This is a genomic window from Methylocystis sp., assembly GCF_050251305.1.
Lineage (GTDB): Bacteria > Pseudomonadota > Alphaproteobacteria > Rhizobiales > Beijerinckiaceae > Methylocystis.
The window spans coordinates 1-15,858 of record NZ_JBFWNB010000066.1 but is presented as its reverse complement, the minus strand read 5'-3'; the positions used below and the strand labels follow the sequence as shown (position 1 = coordinate 15,858).

Genomic DNA, 15,858 nt, shown 5'->3' with positions numbered 1-15,858 from the left:
GAATGCACGCGGCTTCAGGCGCGGCAGCATGTTCATCTGCGCGCGGCTCTCGACCTGAAAGACGCCGATGGAGTCGCCTCTGCACAGCATGTCATAGGTCGCCGCGTCGTCGGCCGGGACGTCGGCCAGTCCCATGTCTTTTCCGTCATGGGCGCGCAAATAATCAAAACATTTTCGGATGCAGGTGAGCATGCCGAGCGCCAGCACATCGACCTTCATCAGACCGAGCGCGTCGATGTCGTCCTTGTCCCATTCGATAAACGTGCGTTCCGGCATCGCGGCGTTGGCGATGGGCGTCAGCTCGTCGAGCCGTCCGCGCGCGAGAACGAAGCCGCCGACGTGCTGCGAGAGATGGCGCGGAAAGCCGAGCAGCCGCGTCGCGAAATGAATGGCGCGGCGGATGACCGGATTTTCGGGATCAAGCCCGGTCTGGCGGATGTAAGCCTGCGGAATGTTGGAGCCCCAACTGCCCCATTGCGTGCTGGCGAGAGCGGCGGTCACGTCCTCGGTCAGTCCGAAGACCTTGCCGGCCTCGCGAATGGCGCTGCGCGGCCGATAGCTGATGACGGTCGCGACGAGGCCCGCGCGTTCGCGGCCGTATTTCGCGTAAATATGCTGGATGATCTCCTCGCGCCGCTCATGTTCGAAATCGACGTCGATGTCGGGCGGCTCCTTGCGCTCCTGCGAAATGAATCTGGCGAAGAGCAGATCATTCTCCGCCGGATCGACGCAGGTGACGCCGAGCACATAGCAGACGGCGGAATTGGCGGCGGAGCCGCGCCCCTGGCAGAGAATCCCCTTGTCTTCGGCGATCCGCACGATGTCGTGAATGGTGAGGAAATAGCGCGCATAGTCGAGCGTCCCGATGAGCGCCAGCTCCTCGCGCAGGAGCTTCTCGACCTTCTCCGGCACCCCATCGGGATAGCGCATCCCGGCGTGGCGCCAGGTCAGCTCCTCCAGCCATTCCTGGGGATTGCGCCCGGGCGGAACAGGCTCGTCCGGATATTCATATTTCAGCTGATCGAGCGAGAAATCGACGCGCGCCAGAAAACATTGCGTTTCCTCGATCGCCTCTGGCGCCTCAGTGAAGAGCCGCGCCATTTCTTGGGGCGTCTTCAAATGGCGTTCGGCGTTGGCCTCCAGCCGGCGTCCGGCTTGCATGAGCGTCACGCCTTCGCGAATGCAGGTCACGACGTCTTGCAGATCGCGCTGGCCGGGATCGGCGTAAAGCGCGTCATTCGTCGCGAGCAAGGACGTCTGCGTTCGCGCGGCGATCTCTTTCAGTCTCGCGAGACGCCGCCTGTCGTCGCCGCGCCGCGGCATGGTCGCGCCGAGCCAGACGTCGCCCGGCGCGAGATCGTTGAGACGCGCAAGCGTCGACGGCAGGCGCGAGAGATTGCGGGGCGGCATGACGATCAGCAGCAGATCGCGCGCGGCCTGCGCGAGATCGTCGAAATAAAGGCGGCATTCGCCCTTCCTGGCGCGCAGATTCCCTGTCGTGAGCAGCCGCGTGAGCCTTCCCCAGCCGTCGCGGTTTTGCGGATGAACGACGATGTCGGGCGTCTCGTCGGCGAAGACGAGCCGCGCGCCGACGGCGAGCTTGAAGGATTCGGCGCGCTCTGCGGTAAGTTGCGCGAGAAGCGCTCCGTCGTCGCCGGCCGGCGGATCGCGCAATTTGTCGCGGAGTTCCCTCAGCGCCGCATAGGCGCGCACGACGCCGGCGACGCTGTTGCGGTCGGCGACGCCAATGCCGCTCTGGCCGAGCAGCAGCGCCGTCAGCGCCATGTCTCCAGGATGCGACGCGCCGCGCAGGAAGGAGAAATTCGTCGCCGCGACGAGTTCGGCGAAAGGCGCGCTCATGCGAAGAGCCCATGCAGGAACCAGCGCGGCGCGGCGGTTTCGCTTTCATAGAGGCCTTCGCGAAACACCCAGAAGCGACGGCCGTCGCGATCCTCGAGCCGATAATAGTCGCGCGTTCGTCTTTCGCGGCCGATCGCCTGACGCCACCATTCCGGCGCGATGCGCTCCGGCCCTTCCGCGCGGGCGATCATGTGGCGCACGCGGCGCCATTTGAAATGCATCGGCGGCCCGTCCGGCGTCTGCGCCATGGTTTCGATGGGCTGCGGCGGATCGAACAGAAACAGCGGCCGCAAGGGCGGCTCGCCCGGCTCCGGCTTCACCCAGGAATTCTGCGAGGAAGAAGGAGACGCGGCGTAAACATAGGAGGCGGCGCGCACGGGATCATGCGTCTCCTGCGCCGCAAAGCGCAGCACGCGTTCGCGGCCAAAACGCGCGGCGAGGCGGTCGACGAGATCGGCGACGTCGCTGTCCTGCGCGCCCTGCCGCTCGAAGCCGATCTGGCTTTGCGCCAGAGCTTCGGCGCGCAGGACGTAAAAGCGGATGACGTCGAAGCCGTATCCCGGATCGAGCGGATCGGCGAGCGCGTCGGCCTTGAGCCTGAAGAGCCGCAGAAGCGCCTCGACATTGCGCGAGGGCGCGCCGGTTTCGAAATTGAGGGCCGCGACGGCGCCGTCGGTGCGAAAGAAGCGCGCTTCAAACGCGCGGCCGCCTTCGCCGCGCTTTTCGAGAATGCCGGCCGCTTCCGCGATCAGCGGGCGCAGAACATTTTCTATCGCAGCGAGATCGAGGAAGGGCTCGGCGAAGCGTCGCTCGACCATGCATTCCGGCAAGGGCCGCAAGGGCGTGATGCGCGCGTCTTCGCGCCCCAGAATGCGCGTCAGCCGCCGCATCGTTGCGTCGCCGAAACGCGCCGTCAGCGCGGCCGAGGAACGATCGGCAAGATCGCCCAGCGTCGTGAGTCCGGCGCGCGTCAGCGCGACGCTTGTTTCCCTTGGCGCTTCGAGCGCGGCGATGGGCAGCGGGCGGGTGAACATGTCGTCTTCGCCCGGCGGCGTGACGACCTCTTGGCCAAAACGCGCCAGCGCGCGCGCGGCGTCGGGGGTTCCGGCGACGGCGGCGCGGCCGGTGAAGGAGAGCCGCGCCATCGCCTGCAGGACGCAGGTCCGCATCGCCGCATCGCCGCCGAAAAGATGCGCGCAGCCCGTCGCGTCGAGCATCAGGCCGCAGGGCGGGTCGAGCGCCACGAGCGGCGTAAACTGTTCGCAAAAGGCCGCAAGCCGCAGCATCAGCCGCTGGTCAGCTTCTGCATCGGCTTGCGTGACGGCGAGATGGGGGGCGCGCGCCTTGGCGTCGGCGAGCGTCATGCCGGGCGTCAGGCCGAGCGCGATCGCCTTTCGGTCAAGCGCGTCGATGCGCAGCGCGCCGCGTTCCTTTTTGACGAAGATGAGCGGCGCGTCATCCGAATCTGCGTTCGGCTGTCGGCGGCGCGCCTTCGCCAGGCGTTCCGCCGACAGGAAGGGAAGCCACAGGGCCAGATAGCGACGGTGCGTCGAATGTTCGGTCTTCGAAGGCGCCACGGTCACGGTTCCACTCCACACGCCACTCTTGCCGCTCTTGCCCCGCTGCGCCCCGCTGGCGCAGCAGAAAAATCGCAAAGGCCGCAGACCCCGGCGCATTCGCGGCGCGCGGGCGGGATGGGATCGCTCGCACGAGCCAGCGGCTCGCGGCGGCGCTCGGCGCGGGGGAGGCGGCGACGCGCGCGATGAAGATCGGCGCGCCGGCGGCGGCGGCCGCCAGAGCCAGACGGCGGCTCGCGGTCAGGTCATAGGCGCGCGCGTCGCCGAAGAGTTCGATCAGCGTCGCCCCGACCGCGGCGCAGCGTCCGGCGTCGGCGCCGGCCTGCAACGCCTCTCTGGCGTCGCGCACGCGGATGAAGGCGACGGCGGCGGGGTCGAGGCCGATGTCGGCGAGGCCCGGCGGATAGGGCGCGCCGGATTCGGCGGTCAGCGCCTCCTGCCGCGCCCAGAGCAGCGGCTTGTTCTTCCCCGCCATCGCGCGCCTGGCGAGCGCCAAGGCGAAGCCCGTCGCCGCCGGCGCGTCGGCGGCGGTTTCGGCATAGGCCTCATGCAGCGCCGCGCGGAGAATGCCTCCACTCAGACGCCGATCGAGGGCGGGCGCGCCGAGCGCGATGGTCTCGGACGCTGCCGCCGGATAGGCGCAAGCCAGGCTTTTCCGCAGGGAGGCCAGCGGATGGGTCATCTCAGTTGTTCCTATTATGTTCTCATAATGACTCGCCATACGGGAGAGTCAAGGCGGGCGAGAGACAGGGCGCGACGGCCAGCATATATCTCTTGGCGAGAATATCCCTCATGGATCGACGCGCGCGCACAAGCTGCAGCAGATCTGGTCGCGGCGCATGCCGGTGCAGCTCTTTACGGAGAGGTTCGAAGCAGCCTTGCGCGACGCCACGCGTTTTCAAAAGGAAAATATCTTGGATCGTAATAAGCGAATCGATTTGTCAGCGGGGATAGGCGCATGCATCTCGGCTATTTCTTTATTTTGTTCGGCGGCGCCCGCCCGAGCAATTGATTGCGCGCTCGCGCAAACCCGAGCCGACAAAGCGATTTGCGCCGATGCAGAAGCTCGCGCTGCCGATGATTTGTTGGGCCTCGCATACAATCGCTTGCGGGAAGAGGTTACAGCTAAGGAGCGGTCGGCGTTAAAGGAATCTCAAACTGATTGGATCCAGTGGCGTAACAACTCATGCGAAGATCAACGAGAGACCGCGCCATTTATTAAATGTTTGATTGAAGCCACCAGGCAAAGGGAGACCTATTTGGCCGGGCGCGCAACCTCAGGGAGCGGCGGCCACTTGGTTGTGGGAAGGCCCTTTTTCATGCGCGTTCCGGCCGCGAAGGGCCAGGCCAGACTGACGATTACAGCCTTTCATTTTCGTCCCGGCGCGGCGTGGATGGCGGACGCAAACAGGTTTATCGATGAATATATACAATCAGCGATCGACGACGCAAAGTTGGAGAATAATAAAGTCTCTACATTGGAGGGGCACGAGTTTTTTGTGGACCTGTCGGTGCAGTTAAATTATCTCTCTGCGAATGTTGCGTCTATTGGGGTCGTATATGAAAACGTTGTCGGTCAAGCTCATCCATTTCGCTATGAAGTAAATAGGGCATTTGATGTTAATTCAGGGCGTGTTTTAAATTTTGATGATTTATTTGATGAGGCCGGCGCAAGGCAGATATTGCAGCTTTGCGCGCCACAAGTAAAAGAGCAAAAAGATGAACGTGACTCCATGGGAGAAAAATCATCGGTTAGGGAGAATCTAAGCGACGATGAACGGGAAGAACTTTCCAATAGGACCCGCGATCTGGAATACTGGAGCTTTACAATTCCGTCTGCAATAATTTATTATGGAGATTATGCCTTCGGCGGGTTTGGGCAATGCATGTGCCAGTGCGAGTTACCATATTCAACCTTAAACAAGATCATAAAAAAGGAATATATCCTGTAGTAAAATGTTTCCGGTCGAAAATATTAAAACGTATCCTTTCGGAGTTGCACAGCGCTTGAGCGCTACAGGCTGAATTAGGCGCAAGCTGTCATACTCACCGCGTCATGGCCGCGCTTGTCGCGGCCATCCACGCGACGACGCGCTGCAAATGTGAAAACATAAGCCGGACATGCCATCTCTGCGCGAAATATTTCGCGATGTCCCGGCGTGGATGCCCGGCACAAGGCCGGGCATGACGGCTGTAGGCCGGCCGGCGCTCGCCTGGCTTCGAATGTCACTTCGTCTTCAGATATTCGACGATCGCCATGGCGCCGTCGACGTCGTCCGACCAGTCGAGCTTTAACCTCTTGCCGTCCTCGACGACATTCTTGTCGTGCCCCTTGTTGGAGAGCGCGGGAAAGGACGTTGTGTCGAAGCGATAGCCTTCGTCGCGCGTCAAGGTCTGAGGAACCTGCCAGGAAAAGCCGACAAGCTTCTTGTCGTAGTCAAGCCGGCTTTTGATAAAGACGGGGGGACGCTCGCGCGGAACGAGGAGATGATAGAGCGTCGGCACGGAGCCGTTGTGCAAATAGGGCGCCTGCGCCCACACGCCGCCAAGCGGAAGCGCGTTGTAGCCTTCATGCGCCTTGGGGTCGGCCATGGAGACGTCCGCGCGGTTTTCCAGCGACGCGCCCTCAAACTCTGCGCAGGGCGCGATCCGGTCTCCCGAGGGCGGCATCTCGACCACTCTCGTCGGCGGACAGATCTTCGTGAAACTGTCGCGGGCGTTTTTTGCAATCACATCGCTGACGACGTGGGCGCGGCCGAGATCCGTGCCGAGGTCGTAGACCTTGCCATTATGCGGCCGATGGCACGCCGCGCAGTTCTCGTCGAACAGCGCCGCGCCTTTCTTCGCCAGCGTGAGGTCGACGGGAAAGGGATAGACGGGCGCCGGCAGGTCGCGGAGCAAATCCTCGCTGAAGGCGGCGATGCGAATGTCGGTGTCGCGGCCGAGCCCAAGCGTCAATTCCGCGGCGAGATTGCGGAAGATCGGAATCGGGATATTGCCGTTCCATTGTCCGCCGCCGTCTATCAGCTGCTTATGATCGGGGGACCAGCGCGCCAGACGCTTCTCCTGCTCCCAGACGGCCATGAAGTCGGTGATGCCCGGCGTCGGCGGCAGGCTGGTCTTCGGATCTGGGCTTTCGCCGCGCGCTTCGGCGGCGGCGTAGGCCATCGACGCGCTGACTCCGGTGGCGTCGGCCATGCCGCCGAAGCCACGCGTCATCTCATCCTCGAAGCCTTTGTAGTTCTTATAGACGAGGTCGAGCAGCGAGGCGTATTCAAGGCCGGCGCGCGTCAGATATTTGCCGACGATCGCCGGCGCGTCCTGCATGAAGAGCTCGATTTGCCGCGTCTCATAGGCGGCGTCGAAGCGACGGCCGGCGAAAGAATAATTCTTGTAGAAGTAATTCCTGTCCTGGGCGTGCGCCTTGTCGAGCGCCGTGAGAATGGCCTGCGTCGCGCGGTCGGTCTTCTCTTCCAGCGTCGTCGCGCCGGCGGTGATCTTCTTGATCGTGTTTCTGACTCGGACGCGATATTGAACGAGGTTGAACTGCGCGTTCACGCCGCCGTCGAGATAGCGGAGACTGCCGTCGTCGAGACGGACTCGACCGATATGGCAGGCGCCGCAACTCAAAGCCGCATAGTCGACGGCGCCGTCGGGATCGTTGCGCGCCAAGCCCGTCCAACCGAAGCCGCGCGCGATTGGGTAGGTGGCGTCGCGCTCGTCGATAAAGAGGCCGGCGACGTCGAGAAAATTATCGCCGGTTCCCCATTCTTCAGGCGCGAGCATCGGCAGAAGCTTCAGGATGATGAACGGCGCGCCGTCCGTCATGCCGAAGGGAAAATCCGCAAACCATCGATATGCGACCGGCTTGCGGCCGATATAGGCGTCGAGCGCCTTCAAGCGCTTGTCCTGCTCCGCGCGCCACTCGCCGTCGGCGAACGCCGTTTGCGCCCAGGCCGCGTCGATGGCGGCGCATGTCGACAGCGCCATCCCTGCGACAAGACACTTGCGCGCAAACGCGCGCGCGAGACGCGTCACCATGGCCATTTTGGGAATCCCGTCGGCTCTTTGGGCTGAGACCGGAATTTCGACGAGGCGATATAGACGTTGCGCCGCAGCCGATTGATGCCGCCGATCGGCTGATGGACCGTCAACCCGTGCCATGGCGTAAACGCCATATGTTCGCACTCGGTCATCTGATAGGCATTGTCGAAGTTTTGAGGCTCGATCTCGATCGTCGCGACATTTTGCGGCGGCGCCGTCGTCTCCGACCAGTCGGCGGTCGCGTCTTCGATCGGCAGCGATTCGTCGTTGCGCAGTTGCACTCTGAAATCGAAGACGGCCGGCTTGCCGATCGCCGGGTCGAGGCTCTTCTTCATCGCCTCGCGCAGATAATTCGTGCTTGGATTGGCGGGAACCGGCGTCTTTTCCGCGCTTCTCGGCGTCACGCTGAATTTGGCGACCGCGTCGGGCCCGTAGAGAAATGGCGCGGCGGAGAAGTATGGGCTCTCCAGCGGATTGCCGACGTTGGTTTGCTTGATTTTTTTGACCACCGCGGCGGTCTTCAGTTTTTCGGGCGACAGAGGCGGGGCAAAAAACGAGCTGATGTCGTCATGTTTGGCGAGCTGAATTTTTGTGACTTCCAAATATTCCGAAACGTTCGGGAAGGCGAAGGCGGGAAGATTGATCAGCAGAAAATCCTGCGTCTTCGCGCCGGGCTCGTTTAACAGCGTATCTCCCTCGACGCCGATCAGCTTGATCGCCATGCCGCGGCTGTCGGGACCGCCCTTGCCGAGATCCGGCGCGAGAAAGGGCGTGGCGTTGGAGAAACGAATCCAGGCCGGATATTTTTTGCCCGGCGTCGCGAACACGCCAGCTCGATAATTCTGAGGAATGTCGGGATTGACGGTGAATGTCGCCTTGACGCAGCCGTGGTCTTTCGGGTGCACGCCGCGCCGCGCCATCCCTTCCGGGTAGCGCATCTGCAGAAGCTGCGTGGTGAGCGCGATGATTTGTCCGATCTGCTCGGCTTCGCCTTGAGGCGCCGTTTCGAATTTCGTCAGCGGCGGCGGCGCGACGCCGGCTCCCGTCTGTTCGGCGCGCGCGGCTTGGCGCGGGCTTGTCGAGACTATCAACAGCATCGCCGCTGCGACAGGTGCGCTTCGTCTCTTCGTCATGATCGCTCTCCCTCGAGAAAATTATTTTTGAACTGCGCATATGAAAGAACTTGCCGCAATGATCTCATATGTCGAGGCGGCCTTGAAGCCTCGAATGACGTGTTCATTGCGCAAAAAAAACATCACGCAGCGCGATTGGACGTTCGCCTGCGGCGCGGCTCGCCTGGAGCCGTTGTCTCAAAACGTGATTCCTTCCCGCCGAAATCAAGACAAGACAAATCAAGACAATGCGAGCTTCACTCAAAATCTCAGTTTGATAAAGGCGCAATTTTAAGCGCGCTGATCGAAAACGCCGAAACGCTCGTTAAGGTTCCGCCGCCGGTGGATTTTCGCAAGCGCGAAATGTCAACGCCTTTAGCGCGGCGGCTGATCGTCTCACAGGCGGCCGGACTCGCCGGTTGCGCCAATTGCGCGCGGAATTATAGTAGCGGTCCTAAACATTGCGGGCGCGCGGCCGCATCGCATGTCGCGGCGATCGGCAACATTGCTGAGCAGCGCGGCGCTCGCGCGAGAGAAATCCGCAAGAGCCGAATATGTCATCGAACGGTCGCAGAAAGCGGGCTTCGATGCGCGCCGACAATGTGCCCGATGATCCTGGCCGAAGCGGACTCAAATTTCTCGCCCGTTGATTCACATCGCTTCGGCGTTGAGTCCTGTGCGCAATTCGCCGCCGAAATTATTCACGACGCGTGTTTCGGCCGTGTGCGGATTCGCCATCTGGGGCTCCGCGGCAGCGCAGCGCGCGCGCGGGCCGTCGAGGAGCGCCTTCGCCGCATGCCCGGCGTTCGCTTCGTTCGCTCCAGCGCAGTGACAGGTTCGACTCTCGTCGAGTTCCAGCCGCCGCAGACAAGCGCGCGTCTGCTGGAGGCGCTCGAGGCGGCGGTCGCTGAAGCGCCGGCGACGGCGACGCGCGAAGGCGCGTCGTCCGCGCCGGACCACGTCGCGCACGCCGAACCGGTCGATGTGCTGGCCGAGCGGCTGGCGACGGACGTTCGTTACGGCCTGACCGCAGAGGATGCGGCCGAACGATCGCAGAAATGGGGACGCAACGAGCTCAGCCGCGCAGAACCGCGCTCGGCCGCGATCATTTTCGCCGAGCAGATGACCAGCCTGCCGATCGCCTTGCTCGGCGTATCGGCGGTGGTGTCATTGGCGACGGGCGGCGTCGCCGACGCGGCGATGATCGCCGCCGTCGTGCTGATCAACGCCGGGATCGCCACAGCCACCGAGCGTCAGGCGGATCGCACGATTTCCGGCCTCGCCGGCGAGGCGCTGTCCGACGCCGTCGTGATCCGCGACGGCGCGCGCTCAAGGATCGATTCGCGCGATCTCGCGCCGGGCGACCTTCTCCTGATCGAGCGCGGCGCCTTCGTGCCGGCGGATGCGCGGCTGATCGCCAGCGACGATATGACGGTGAATGAATCGCCGCTGACCGGCGAGGCGCAACCGGCGCCGAAAGACGCGAGGGTCGTCCTGGCGCCGGAGACAGGCGTTTCAGATCGCCGCAATATGGTGTTTCGTGGAACGTCGGTGACCGGCGGATCGGGCGTGGCGATCGTCACCGCCGTCGGCGCGCAGACCGAGATCGGACGTGTGCAGCAGCTGCTCGGCGCGCTGCAGCGTCCACAAACGCCGATTCAGCGCGAACTTGGCGACGTCGAGCGCGAACTGGTCATCGTCAACGGCGTCATTTGCGCGAGCGTCTTCCTGCTCGGCGTCATGCGCGGACACGGACTTATTCCGACCTTGCGCAGCGCGATCTCGCTGGCGGTGGCCGCTATTCCCGAGGGGCTGCCCGCCGTCGCGACGACGACGCTCGCCCTGGGCGTGCAGGACATGCGCAAACGCAAGGTGCTGGTGCGCAAGATCGATGCGGTGGAGACGCTCGGCGCGATCGAAACCATCGGGCTCGACAAGACGGGAACGCTCACCGAAAATCGCATGGCGACGGTCCGCGTCCATGTCGACAATAGCGCCTATGAGCTCCGAGACGGACGGCTGCTGCGCGACGGCGCCGACGAGGCGGACGCCGCGACCATCGCCATTGCGCGCCGACTCTTCGAAGCGACGACGCTGTGCAGCGACGCCGCCGTAAAGCCCACGGCCAACGGGTGCGAGGTTGATGGCACGCCGACGGAAACCGCGCTGATCGAAGCGGGCGTCGCGATGGGAGTCGATCCCATCGCGCTTCGGCGATTGTCCCCGATGCTGACCAGCGTCGCGCGCGGCGAAGGCCGCAAGCGCATGAGCACGGTCCATGAAACGGCTGACGGCGCGCGCCTTCTGTGCGTCAAAGGCGACCCGGTCGAGGTGCTCGCGCGTTGCGCGACCCGCAGCGCCGCCACTGGCGTCGTGTCGCTCGACGCCGCGGGGCGGAAAGCCATTCTCAAGGCCAATGAACGCATGGCCGGCGACGCGCTGCGCGTCCTTGGCGTCGCCGTCCGCGACGCCGGCGGCGATCCGCGCGACGAGCAGGACCTTGTGTGGCTCGGCCTCGCCGGCATGGCCAATCCCATTCGTCCCAGCGTCATCCCGGCGCTCAGGCGACTGCACCGGGCCGGCGTGCGCACGGTGATGATCACCGGCGATCAGAGCGCGACCGCCTTCGCCATCGCCCGGCGGCTGGATCTTAATCACGGCGGCGAGCTGCGCGTGCTCGAAGCCGGCCAGATGGCGAAGATGCAGCCCGAGATGCTCGAGGCGCTGGCGCGACAGCCGCATGTCTTCGCGCGCGTCAGCCCCGTCGACAAGCTCAACATCGTCAAGGCGCTGCAAGGCCACGGCCATATCGTCGCGATGACCGGCGACGGCGTCAACGACGGCCCGGCGTTGCGCGCCGCCGACGTCGGCATCGCCATGGGCGGCGAAGGCGCCGACGTCGCCCGTCAGGTCGCCGACATCGTGCTCGCGACCGACGACATGGACGGCGTCGTCGAGGCGATACGACTCGGCCGCGCCACCTATGCGAATATTCGCAAAGTGCTGCGCTATCTCGTGTCCACCAATGCGTCCGAGACCATCGTCATGCTCGGCGCGGCGCTTGTCGGAAGCGGCGAACCGCTGACGCCGATGCAGTTGCTCTGGCTCAATCTGGCGACCGACGCGCTGCCGGCGATCGCCCTGGGGCTCGAACCGCCGGAGCCCGACGCGCTGGATAAGCCGCCGCATGATCCGAAAGCGCCCATTCTCGCCGCGTCCGACTTCCGGCGCATCCTGCGTGAGGGCTCCGTCATGGGCGTCGCCGCTCTCGCCGGCTATTTCAGCCTCGGAGTCGCAGGCGGCGCGCGGGCCAGCACCGTCACCTTTCACGGGCTCACATGTGGCCAGTTGCTGCACAGCCTGTCCTGCCGCTCCGAGTCGCGGGGCATCATGTCCGAAATCGGCAGGCCGCCCAATCAGACGCTCTACGGTGCCGTCGGCGCGTCGCTGCTGCTGCAGGCCGCCGTGCAGCTTTTTCCCTTGAGTCAGCGCCTTCTCGGCCTGTCGCCGCTCGCCGCCGGCGATTTTCTGCGGATCGGCGCAATCGCGCTGGGCAGTTCGTTCGCCAACGATATCATCGGCAGAATCGCGGATCGAGACGAGGCGCCGCCGCGCGACAACGGAGACGGCGATGTCGCCTGACATGATCTTCACGTCGGAATCGGTGACGCCGGGCCATCCTGACAAGCTCTGCGATCAGATCAGCGACGCGGCCATAGACGCGCTGTTGCGCGAAGACGATCGCGCGCGCGCCGCCGTGGAATGCGCCCTGGCGACCGGCGTCGTGTTTCTCGCCGCGCGATACGCCGCCGATGCGCTTGTCGATTTGCCGGCGCTTGCGCGCGCGGTGATGCAGGACGCCGGCTACGCCGCCGGGAGCTTCGACGCTCGAAATTGCTCAATCCTGACGAGTTTCGTCGAGCTGCCGCTCGAGGCGCGCGAACCGCCGCTCGAGGAACTCGAAGCCGACGCCGCCATCGGCAGGCGCGTCGCGCATGAGCAGGCCAATGTTTTCGGTTACGCCTGTCGCGATACGCCTGAATTCATGCCGGCGCCCATCAGCCTCGCCCATAGGGTCGCGCGCGCCCTCGATGCGGCGCGGCGCGAGGGATTTTCGTCGCTTTCGCCAGACGCCAAGACGCAAGTGTCCGTCGAATATCGCCGCGGCCGCCCGGCGCGGATTTATGGGGTCTCGCTGACCGTCGCCTTTGACGGCGAGACGATGGACGGCGCCAAATTCGACCGGCTGCGCGCGATCGCGCTCGATGCGCTTTCATCGGGCGACATGAGGCCGGACGGGCGGACGAAGGTCAACGTCAACGCCGGCGAAACGTTCGAAATCGGCGGCCCCGCGCGCCACGCCGGTCTGACCGGGCGCAAGAGCGGCATCGACGCCTATGGCGAGATCGCGCGCCAGAGCGGCTCGGCGCTGTCAGGCAAGGATCCATCGCGCATCGAACGCGCCGGCGCTTACGCCGCGCGGCACGCCGCCAAGAACATCGTCGCGGCGGGCCTCGCCGAACGCTGCGAAGTTCACCTGGCTTACGCGGCGGGGCAGGCGGAGCCGCTCAGCCTGTCTGTCGAAACCTTCAACTCCGGCCTGCTGGCGGATGAGAAAATCGCCAAACGGCTCGCGGAGCTTCTGGATTTTCGGCCGGCGTCGATCGTTCGCCGTTTCGGCTTGCGCGTCGCGCCTCAGACATCCGGCCCCGAAGGCTTCTATCTTCCGCTCGCCACCTATGGCCATTTCGGCCGCGACGATCTCGACCTGCCGTGGGAAGCGACCGACATCGCGGAGGCGCTCAAGGGCTAGGCCTAATCGCCGTTTTCGGCGCCGCCGTCCACGGACCAGATTCCGCCGAGGCGGCCCGCGTACCAGAGCAGGGTGATCGCCGGCGGCAAAAAATGCTCCTTCGACATCTGCCACAGCGCCGTCGCGAAGAGCGCGAGCGCCGCGACCATTTTCGGGTCGATCGAGACGTCCGGCGCGTCGCGCGGAGTCTGAGGCGTTTCCCCGACGACAAACAGCCGCGCCTCCTGCGCGGCGACGCCGATGCGCGCCAGCGGTCCGCTGTGCTGAATGAGCACGCTGCCCGTCAGCGGCGCCACTTCGACGGCGCGGACGCCGGCGATCGCCGAAAGCCCCTTGGAGACCGAGGCAAAATAAGCGTCGTCGCCGCGCCGGTCGGCGATGCGGAGCCGCGCGCGTCCCGGCATGGCGTGGGACACCTGCGCGAGCGGGAGAGTCGCGTCGCTCATTTACGCCTTCTCGCCAGCTGCCCGCGCGGCGGCGGCCTCGCCCGGCGGCGTCGCATTCTCGGGCTTCGCCGTCGCTTCGGACGTCGTTTCGTGCTTGGCGTGCGCAGCCTTCGCCTGAGCGGCGGCCACGGCTGCGGCGAAGATATCGGCGGTGGCCTCAGCCTTCGCTTCGGCGAAGAGATCCTCCGCGGCTTCCGCGAGCTCGGCGCTTTGCACGCGCGCCTCGTGATAGGCCATCACCGCCGCTTTCATCGCCGCTTTGGCGATCGGACGCACACGCTGCGTTCCCTGGCGATTCAGGAGCAGAACGGCGGCGGCGCCGGTCAAAGCGCCCAACGCAAATTGAAAGGGTTTCATCACAGCGACTCCGATCCGATTCGCTCCCGGCGCCGCGACGGCGAAGCGGCGCGGCGGTCACAAAAATCTATCAAGACATCCTATCATGCGCCAATCGACGCGCCCGCGAAAAGTGCCGAGGGCGGCGTCACATCGCCGAGGACGACGTCACATCATTGTCACGCGGCGCGTCCTATGACCGGCGGCCGCCCGCCGCCAATCCGCGGGGACGCAGCCGTCTCTCAAGACCATCATAAGAAGTCATGACCGCAATGTCCCGCATCTCCACGCCGGACCGCCTTCCTCCAGCGGATGTGAGCGGCCAGACGGTCGAGCGCTACCTCGTGACGCGCGTCCCGGTGGCGGGCTGGCGGGAGAGGGTCGGCGACGCGCGCACGCGATTGATCGGCGCGCGAGTCGACGACGCCTCGCATGTTTTCGTGCTGTACGACGACAGACGTCTGGCGGGCGTCGTCGCCATACGCGATCTTCTTGGCGCAGCCGAGACGATGCCGCTGCAGACTATTGTGCGACCGGCTGAGGTCTACAGCGTTTCCTATGACGCGGATCGCGAACAGGCCGCGAGCGTCGCCATCCGCGCGGGGCTTTCGATATTGGCGGTCTGCGATGCGGAGGGAAGATTTCTCGGGGCGGTGCCGGCTCGCGCGCTGATGACGATTCTGCGCGACGAACATCTTGAAGATCTGCACCACATGGTCGGCATTCTCGGCAAATCAGAGGCCGCCAAAGACGCCTTGACCGCCGCGCCGCACCGTCGCGCTCTTTATCGATTGCCCTGGCTGCTCGTCGGCATGACCGGGAGCGCCGTGGCCACCGCAATGATGTCGCGCTACGAAGCCGCGCTGAGCGCTCACATTGCGGTCGCCTTTTTTATCCCGGCGATCGTCTATCTTGCCGATTCCGTCGGCACGCAGTCTGAAGTCGTGGTCGTGCGCGGCCTGTCTCTCACCGATTCGGCCCTGCTGCCGCTGTTTGCGGGCGAACTCGGCACCGGCGCCTTGCTCGGCTCGATGCTCGGCTGTTTGGCGTTCCCGATCGTCTGGTTCTTCTTTTCGAACGTCGGCCTTGCCGCCACGGTGGGGATTTCGTTGGCTGTCGCGAGCACGATCGCAACGGCCTTCGGATTTCTGATGCCCTGGATGTTCGCCCGACTCGGCTTTGACGCGGCGCTCGGCTCCGGGCCGGTCGCGACCGTGGTGCAAGACACATTTTCGCTCATGACCTATTTCGTCGTCGCGTCTCTGCTCGTGTTCTGAGCCGCGCGTCAGCCACGGCGTCTGAAGGCCGCGACTCCGCATGGCGCGAGAAGGCGCTCGCCAAGCAGGAGAGTTTCGTCGCCGACGAGCGGCGAGATATCGGTCGGCTCGACTCCGTAGTTGAAGACGTAGCGCATCGCGCCGTTGTCGCGGATGCGGATATCCTCCGGAAGTTCGAGCGCCGCCAGGCCGGCGACATCAAAAACGCGGCGCAGGACGCAGGTCAGCAGGTCTTCGTCGGGCCAGCCCGCGAGGTAGAAGACGTCGTCGCATCGCGCGAGCGCAGTCTCGCCGTCATCGGATTCGATCTCGCGCGCGACAGTGTCGCCAACCGCCAGAACTTCGCGCCATCGCACAAACGCTCCCTGTCCAGAGACCGGAACCCGAGCGTTA

General features: G+C 64.6%; 11 protein-coding genes and 2 pseudogenes. 5 read left to right on the top strand and 8 right to left on the bottom strand.

Annotated elements, in window-relative coordinates; translation table 11 throughout:
• From AB7F41_RS15790 to AB7F41_RS15780, 3 genes and pseudogenes are all read right to left on the bottom strand, one after another.
• Window positions 1-1,860, bottom strand: a pseudogene (locus AB7F41_RS15790) (error-prone DNA polymerase); the annotation flags it as partial.
• The gene (locus AB7F41_RS15785) at window positions 1,857-3,224 is read right to left on the bottom strand and encodes a Y-family DNA polymerase (RefSeq protein WP_428383375.1); all 1,368 of its coding nucleotides are present in this window, start codon (window positions 3,222-3,224) and stop codon (window positions 1,857-1,859) included. The pseudogene AB7F41_RS15790 and the gene AB7F41_RS15785, both read right to left, overlap by 4 nt.
• Window positions 3,225-3,315: 91 nt before the next feature.
• Entirely contained in the window at window positions 3,316-4,119 is an 804-nt protein-coding gene (locus AB7F41_RS15780; RefSeq protein ID WP_428383308.1) for a hypothetical protein, read from the bottom strand.
• 157 nt (window positions 4,120-4,276) lie between these two features.
• On the opposite strand from AB7F41_RS15780, the gene AB7F41_RS15775 reads away from it, so the two are divergent.
• Complete coding sequence (locus AB7F41_RS15775) at window positions 4,277-5,389, top strand: lysozyme inhibitor LprI family protein (protein ID WP_428383310.1); 1,113 nt, start codon at window positions 4,277-4,279, stop codon at window positions 5,387-5,389.
• Window positions 5,390-5,663: 274 nt separating this feature from the next.
• Here the strand turns inward: AB7F41_RS15775 and AB7F41_RS15770 are convergent, their stop codons facing one another.
• Both AB7F41_RS15770 and AB7F41_RS15765 read right to left on the bottom strand, forming a co-directional pair.
• The gene (locus tag AB7F41_RS15770) at window positions 5,664-7,484 is read right to left on the bottom strand and encodes a c-type cytochrome (protein WP_428383311.1); all 1,821 of its coding nucleotides are present in this window, start codon (window positions 7,482-7,484) and stop codon (window positions 5,664-5,666) included.
• The gene (locus tag AB7F41_RS15765; protein ID WP_428383313.1) at window positions 7,472-8,614 is read right to left on the bottom strand and encodes a catalase family protein; all 1,143 of its coding nucleotides are present in this window, start codon (window positions 8,612-8,614) and stop codon (window positions 7,472-7,474) included. The genes AB7F41_RS15770 and AB7F41_RS15765 overlap by 13 nt, the downstream gene beginning before the upstream one ends.
• Window positions 8,615-8,654: 40 nt before the next feature.
• Here AB7F41_RS15765 and AB7F41_RS15760 point away from each other — a divergent pair, with 40 nt between their 5' ends.
• From AB7F41_RS15760 to metK, 3 genes are all read left to right on the top strand, one after another.
• Window positions 8,655-8,888, top strand: coding sequence for a hypothetical protein (locus tag AB7F41_RS15760; RefSeq protein ID WP_428383315.1), 234 nt, complete (start codon window positions 8,655-8,657; stop codon window positions 8,886-8,888).
• Window positions 8,889-9,388: 500 nt separating this feature from the next.
• The gene (locus AB7F41_RS15755; RefSeq protein ID WP_428383317.1) at window positions 9,389-12,235 is read left to right on the top strand and encodes a cation-translocating P-type ATPase; all 2,847 of its coding nucleotides are present in this window, start codon (window positions 9,389-9,391) and stop codon (window positions 12,233-12,235) included.
• Window positions 12,225-13,406, top strand: a complete 1,182-nt coding sequence (gene metK, locus AB7F41_RS15750) for a methionine adenosyltransferase (protein ID WP_428383319.1) — start codon at window positions 12,225-12,227, stop codon at window positions 13,404-13,406. The genes AB7F41_RS15755 and metK overlap by 11 nt, the downstream gene beginning before the upstream one ends.
• Window positions 13,407-13,408: 2 nt before the next feature.
• Here metK and AB7F41_RS15745 read toward each other — a convergent pair whose 3' ends face one another.
• Together AB7F41_RS15745 and AB7F41_RS15740 are read right to left on the bottom strand one after the other, a co-directional pair.
• The gene (locus AB7F41_RS15745; protein ID WP_428383321.1) at window positions 13,409-13,852 is read right to left on the bottom strand and encodes a hypothetical protein; all 444 of its coding nucleotides are present in this window, start codon (window positions 13,850-13,852) and stop codon (window positions 13,409-13,411) included.
• Window positions 13,853-14,209: a DUF5132 domain-containing protein gene (locus AB7F41_RS15740; RefSeq protein WP_428383323.1), complete on the bottom strand. Its 357-nt coding sequence runs from the start codon at window positions 14,207-14,209 to the stop codon at window positions 13,853-13,855. It abuts the gene before it with no gap.
• A 242-nt stretch (window positions 14,210-14,451) separates the two neighbouring features.
• Here AB7F41_RS15740 and AB7F41_RS15735 point away from each other — a divergent pair, with 242 nt between their 5' ends.
• On the top strand, window positions 14,452-15,465 hold the full coding sequence (locus tag AB7F41_RS15735) for a magnesium transporter (protein ID WP_428406680.1): 1,014 nt from the start codon (window positions 14,452-14,454) through the stop codon (window positions 15,463-15,465).
• A gap of 8 nt (window positions 15,466-15,473) precedes the next feature.
• On the opposite strand, the pseudogene AB7F41_RS15730 reads toward AB7F41_RS15735, so the two are convergent.
• Window positions 15,474-15,858 (bottom strand): annotated as a pseudogene (locus AB7F41_RS15730) (beta-galactosidase); the annotation flags it as partial.

Bases quoted from the DNA above. Each gene is read 5' to 3' on its own strand.
- AB7F41_RS15785 (WP_428383375.1), bottom strand. From the start codon at position 3,224: ATGACGCTCGCCGACGCCAAGGCGCGCGCCCCCCATCTCGCCGTCACG.
- AB7F41_RS15780 (WP_428383308.1), bottom strand. From the start codon at position 4,119: ATGACCCATCCGCTGGCCTCCCTGCGGAAAAGCCTGGCTTGCGCCTAT.
- AB7F41_RS15775 (WP_428383310.1), top strand. From the start codon at position 4,277: ATGCCGGTGCAGCTCTTTACGGAGAGGTTCGAAGCAGCCTTGCGCGAC.
- AB7F41_RS15770 (WP_428383311.1), bottom strand. From the start codon at position 7,484: ATGGCCATGGTGACGCGTCTCGCGCGCGCGTTTGCGCGCAAGTGTCTT.
- AB7F41_RS15765 (WP_428383313.1), bottom strand. From the start codon at position 8,614: ATGACGAAGAGACGAAGCGCACCTGTCGCAGCGGCGATGCTGTTGATA.
- AB7F41_RS15760 (WP_428383315.1), top strand. From the start codon at position 8,655: ATGAAAGAACTTGCCGCAATGATCTCATATGTCGAGGCGGCCTTGAAG.
- AB7F41_RS15755 (WP_428383317.1), top strand. From the start codon at position 9,389: ATGCCCGGCGTTCGCTTCGTTCGCTCCAGCGCAGTGACAGGTTCGACT.
- metK (WP_428383319.1), top strand. From the start codon at position 12,225: ATGTCGCCTGACATGATCTTCACGTCGGAATCGGTGACGCCGGGCCAT.
- AB7F41_RS15745 (WP_428383321.1), bottom strand. From the start codon at position 13,852: ATGAGCGACGCGACTCTCCCGCTCGCGCAGGTGTCCCACGCCATGCCG.
- AB7F41_RS15740 (WP_428383323.1), bottom strand. From the start codon at position 14,209: ATGAAACCCTTTCAATTTGCGTTGGGCGCTTTGACCGGCGCCGCCGCC.
- AB7F41_RS15735 (WP_428406680.1), top strand. From the start codon at position 14,452: ATGACCGCAATGTCCCGCATCTCCACGCCGGACCGCCTTCCTCCAGCG.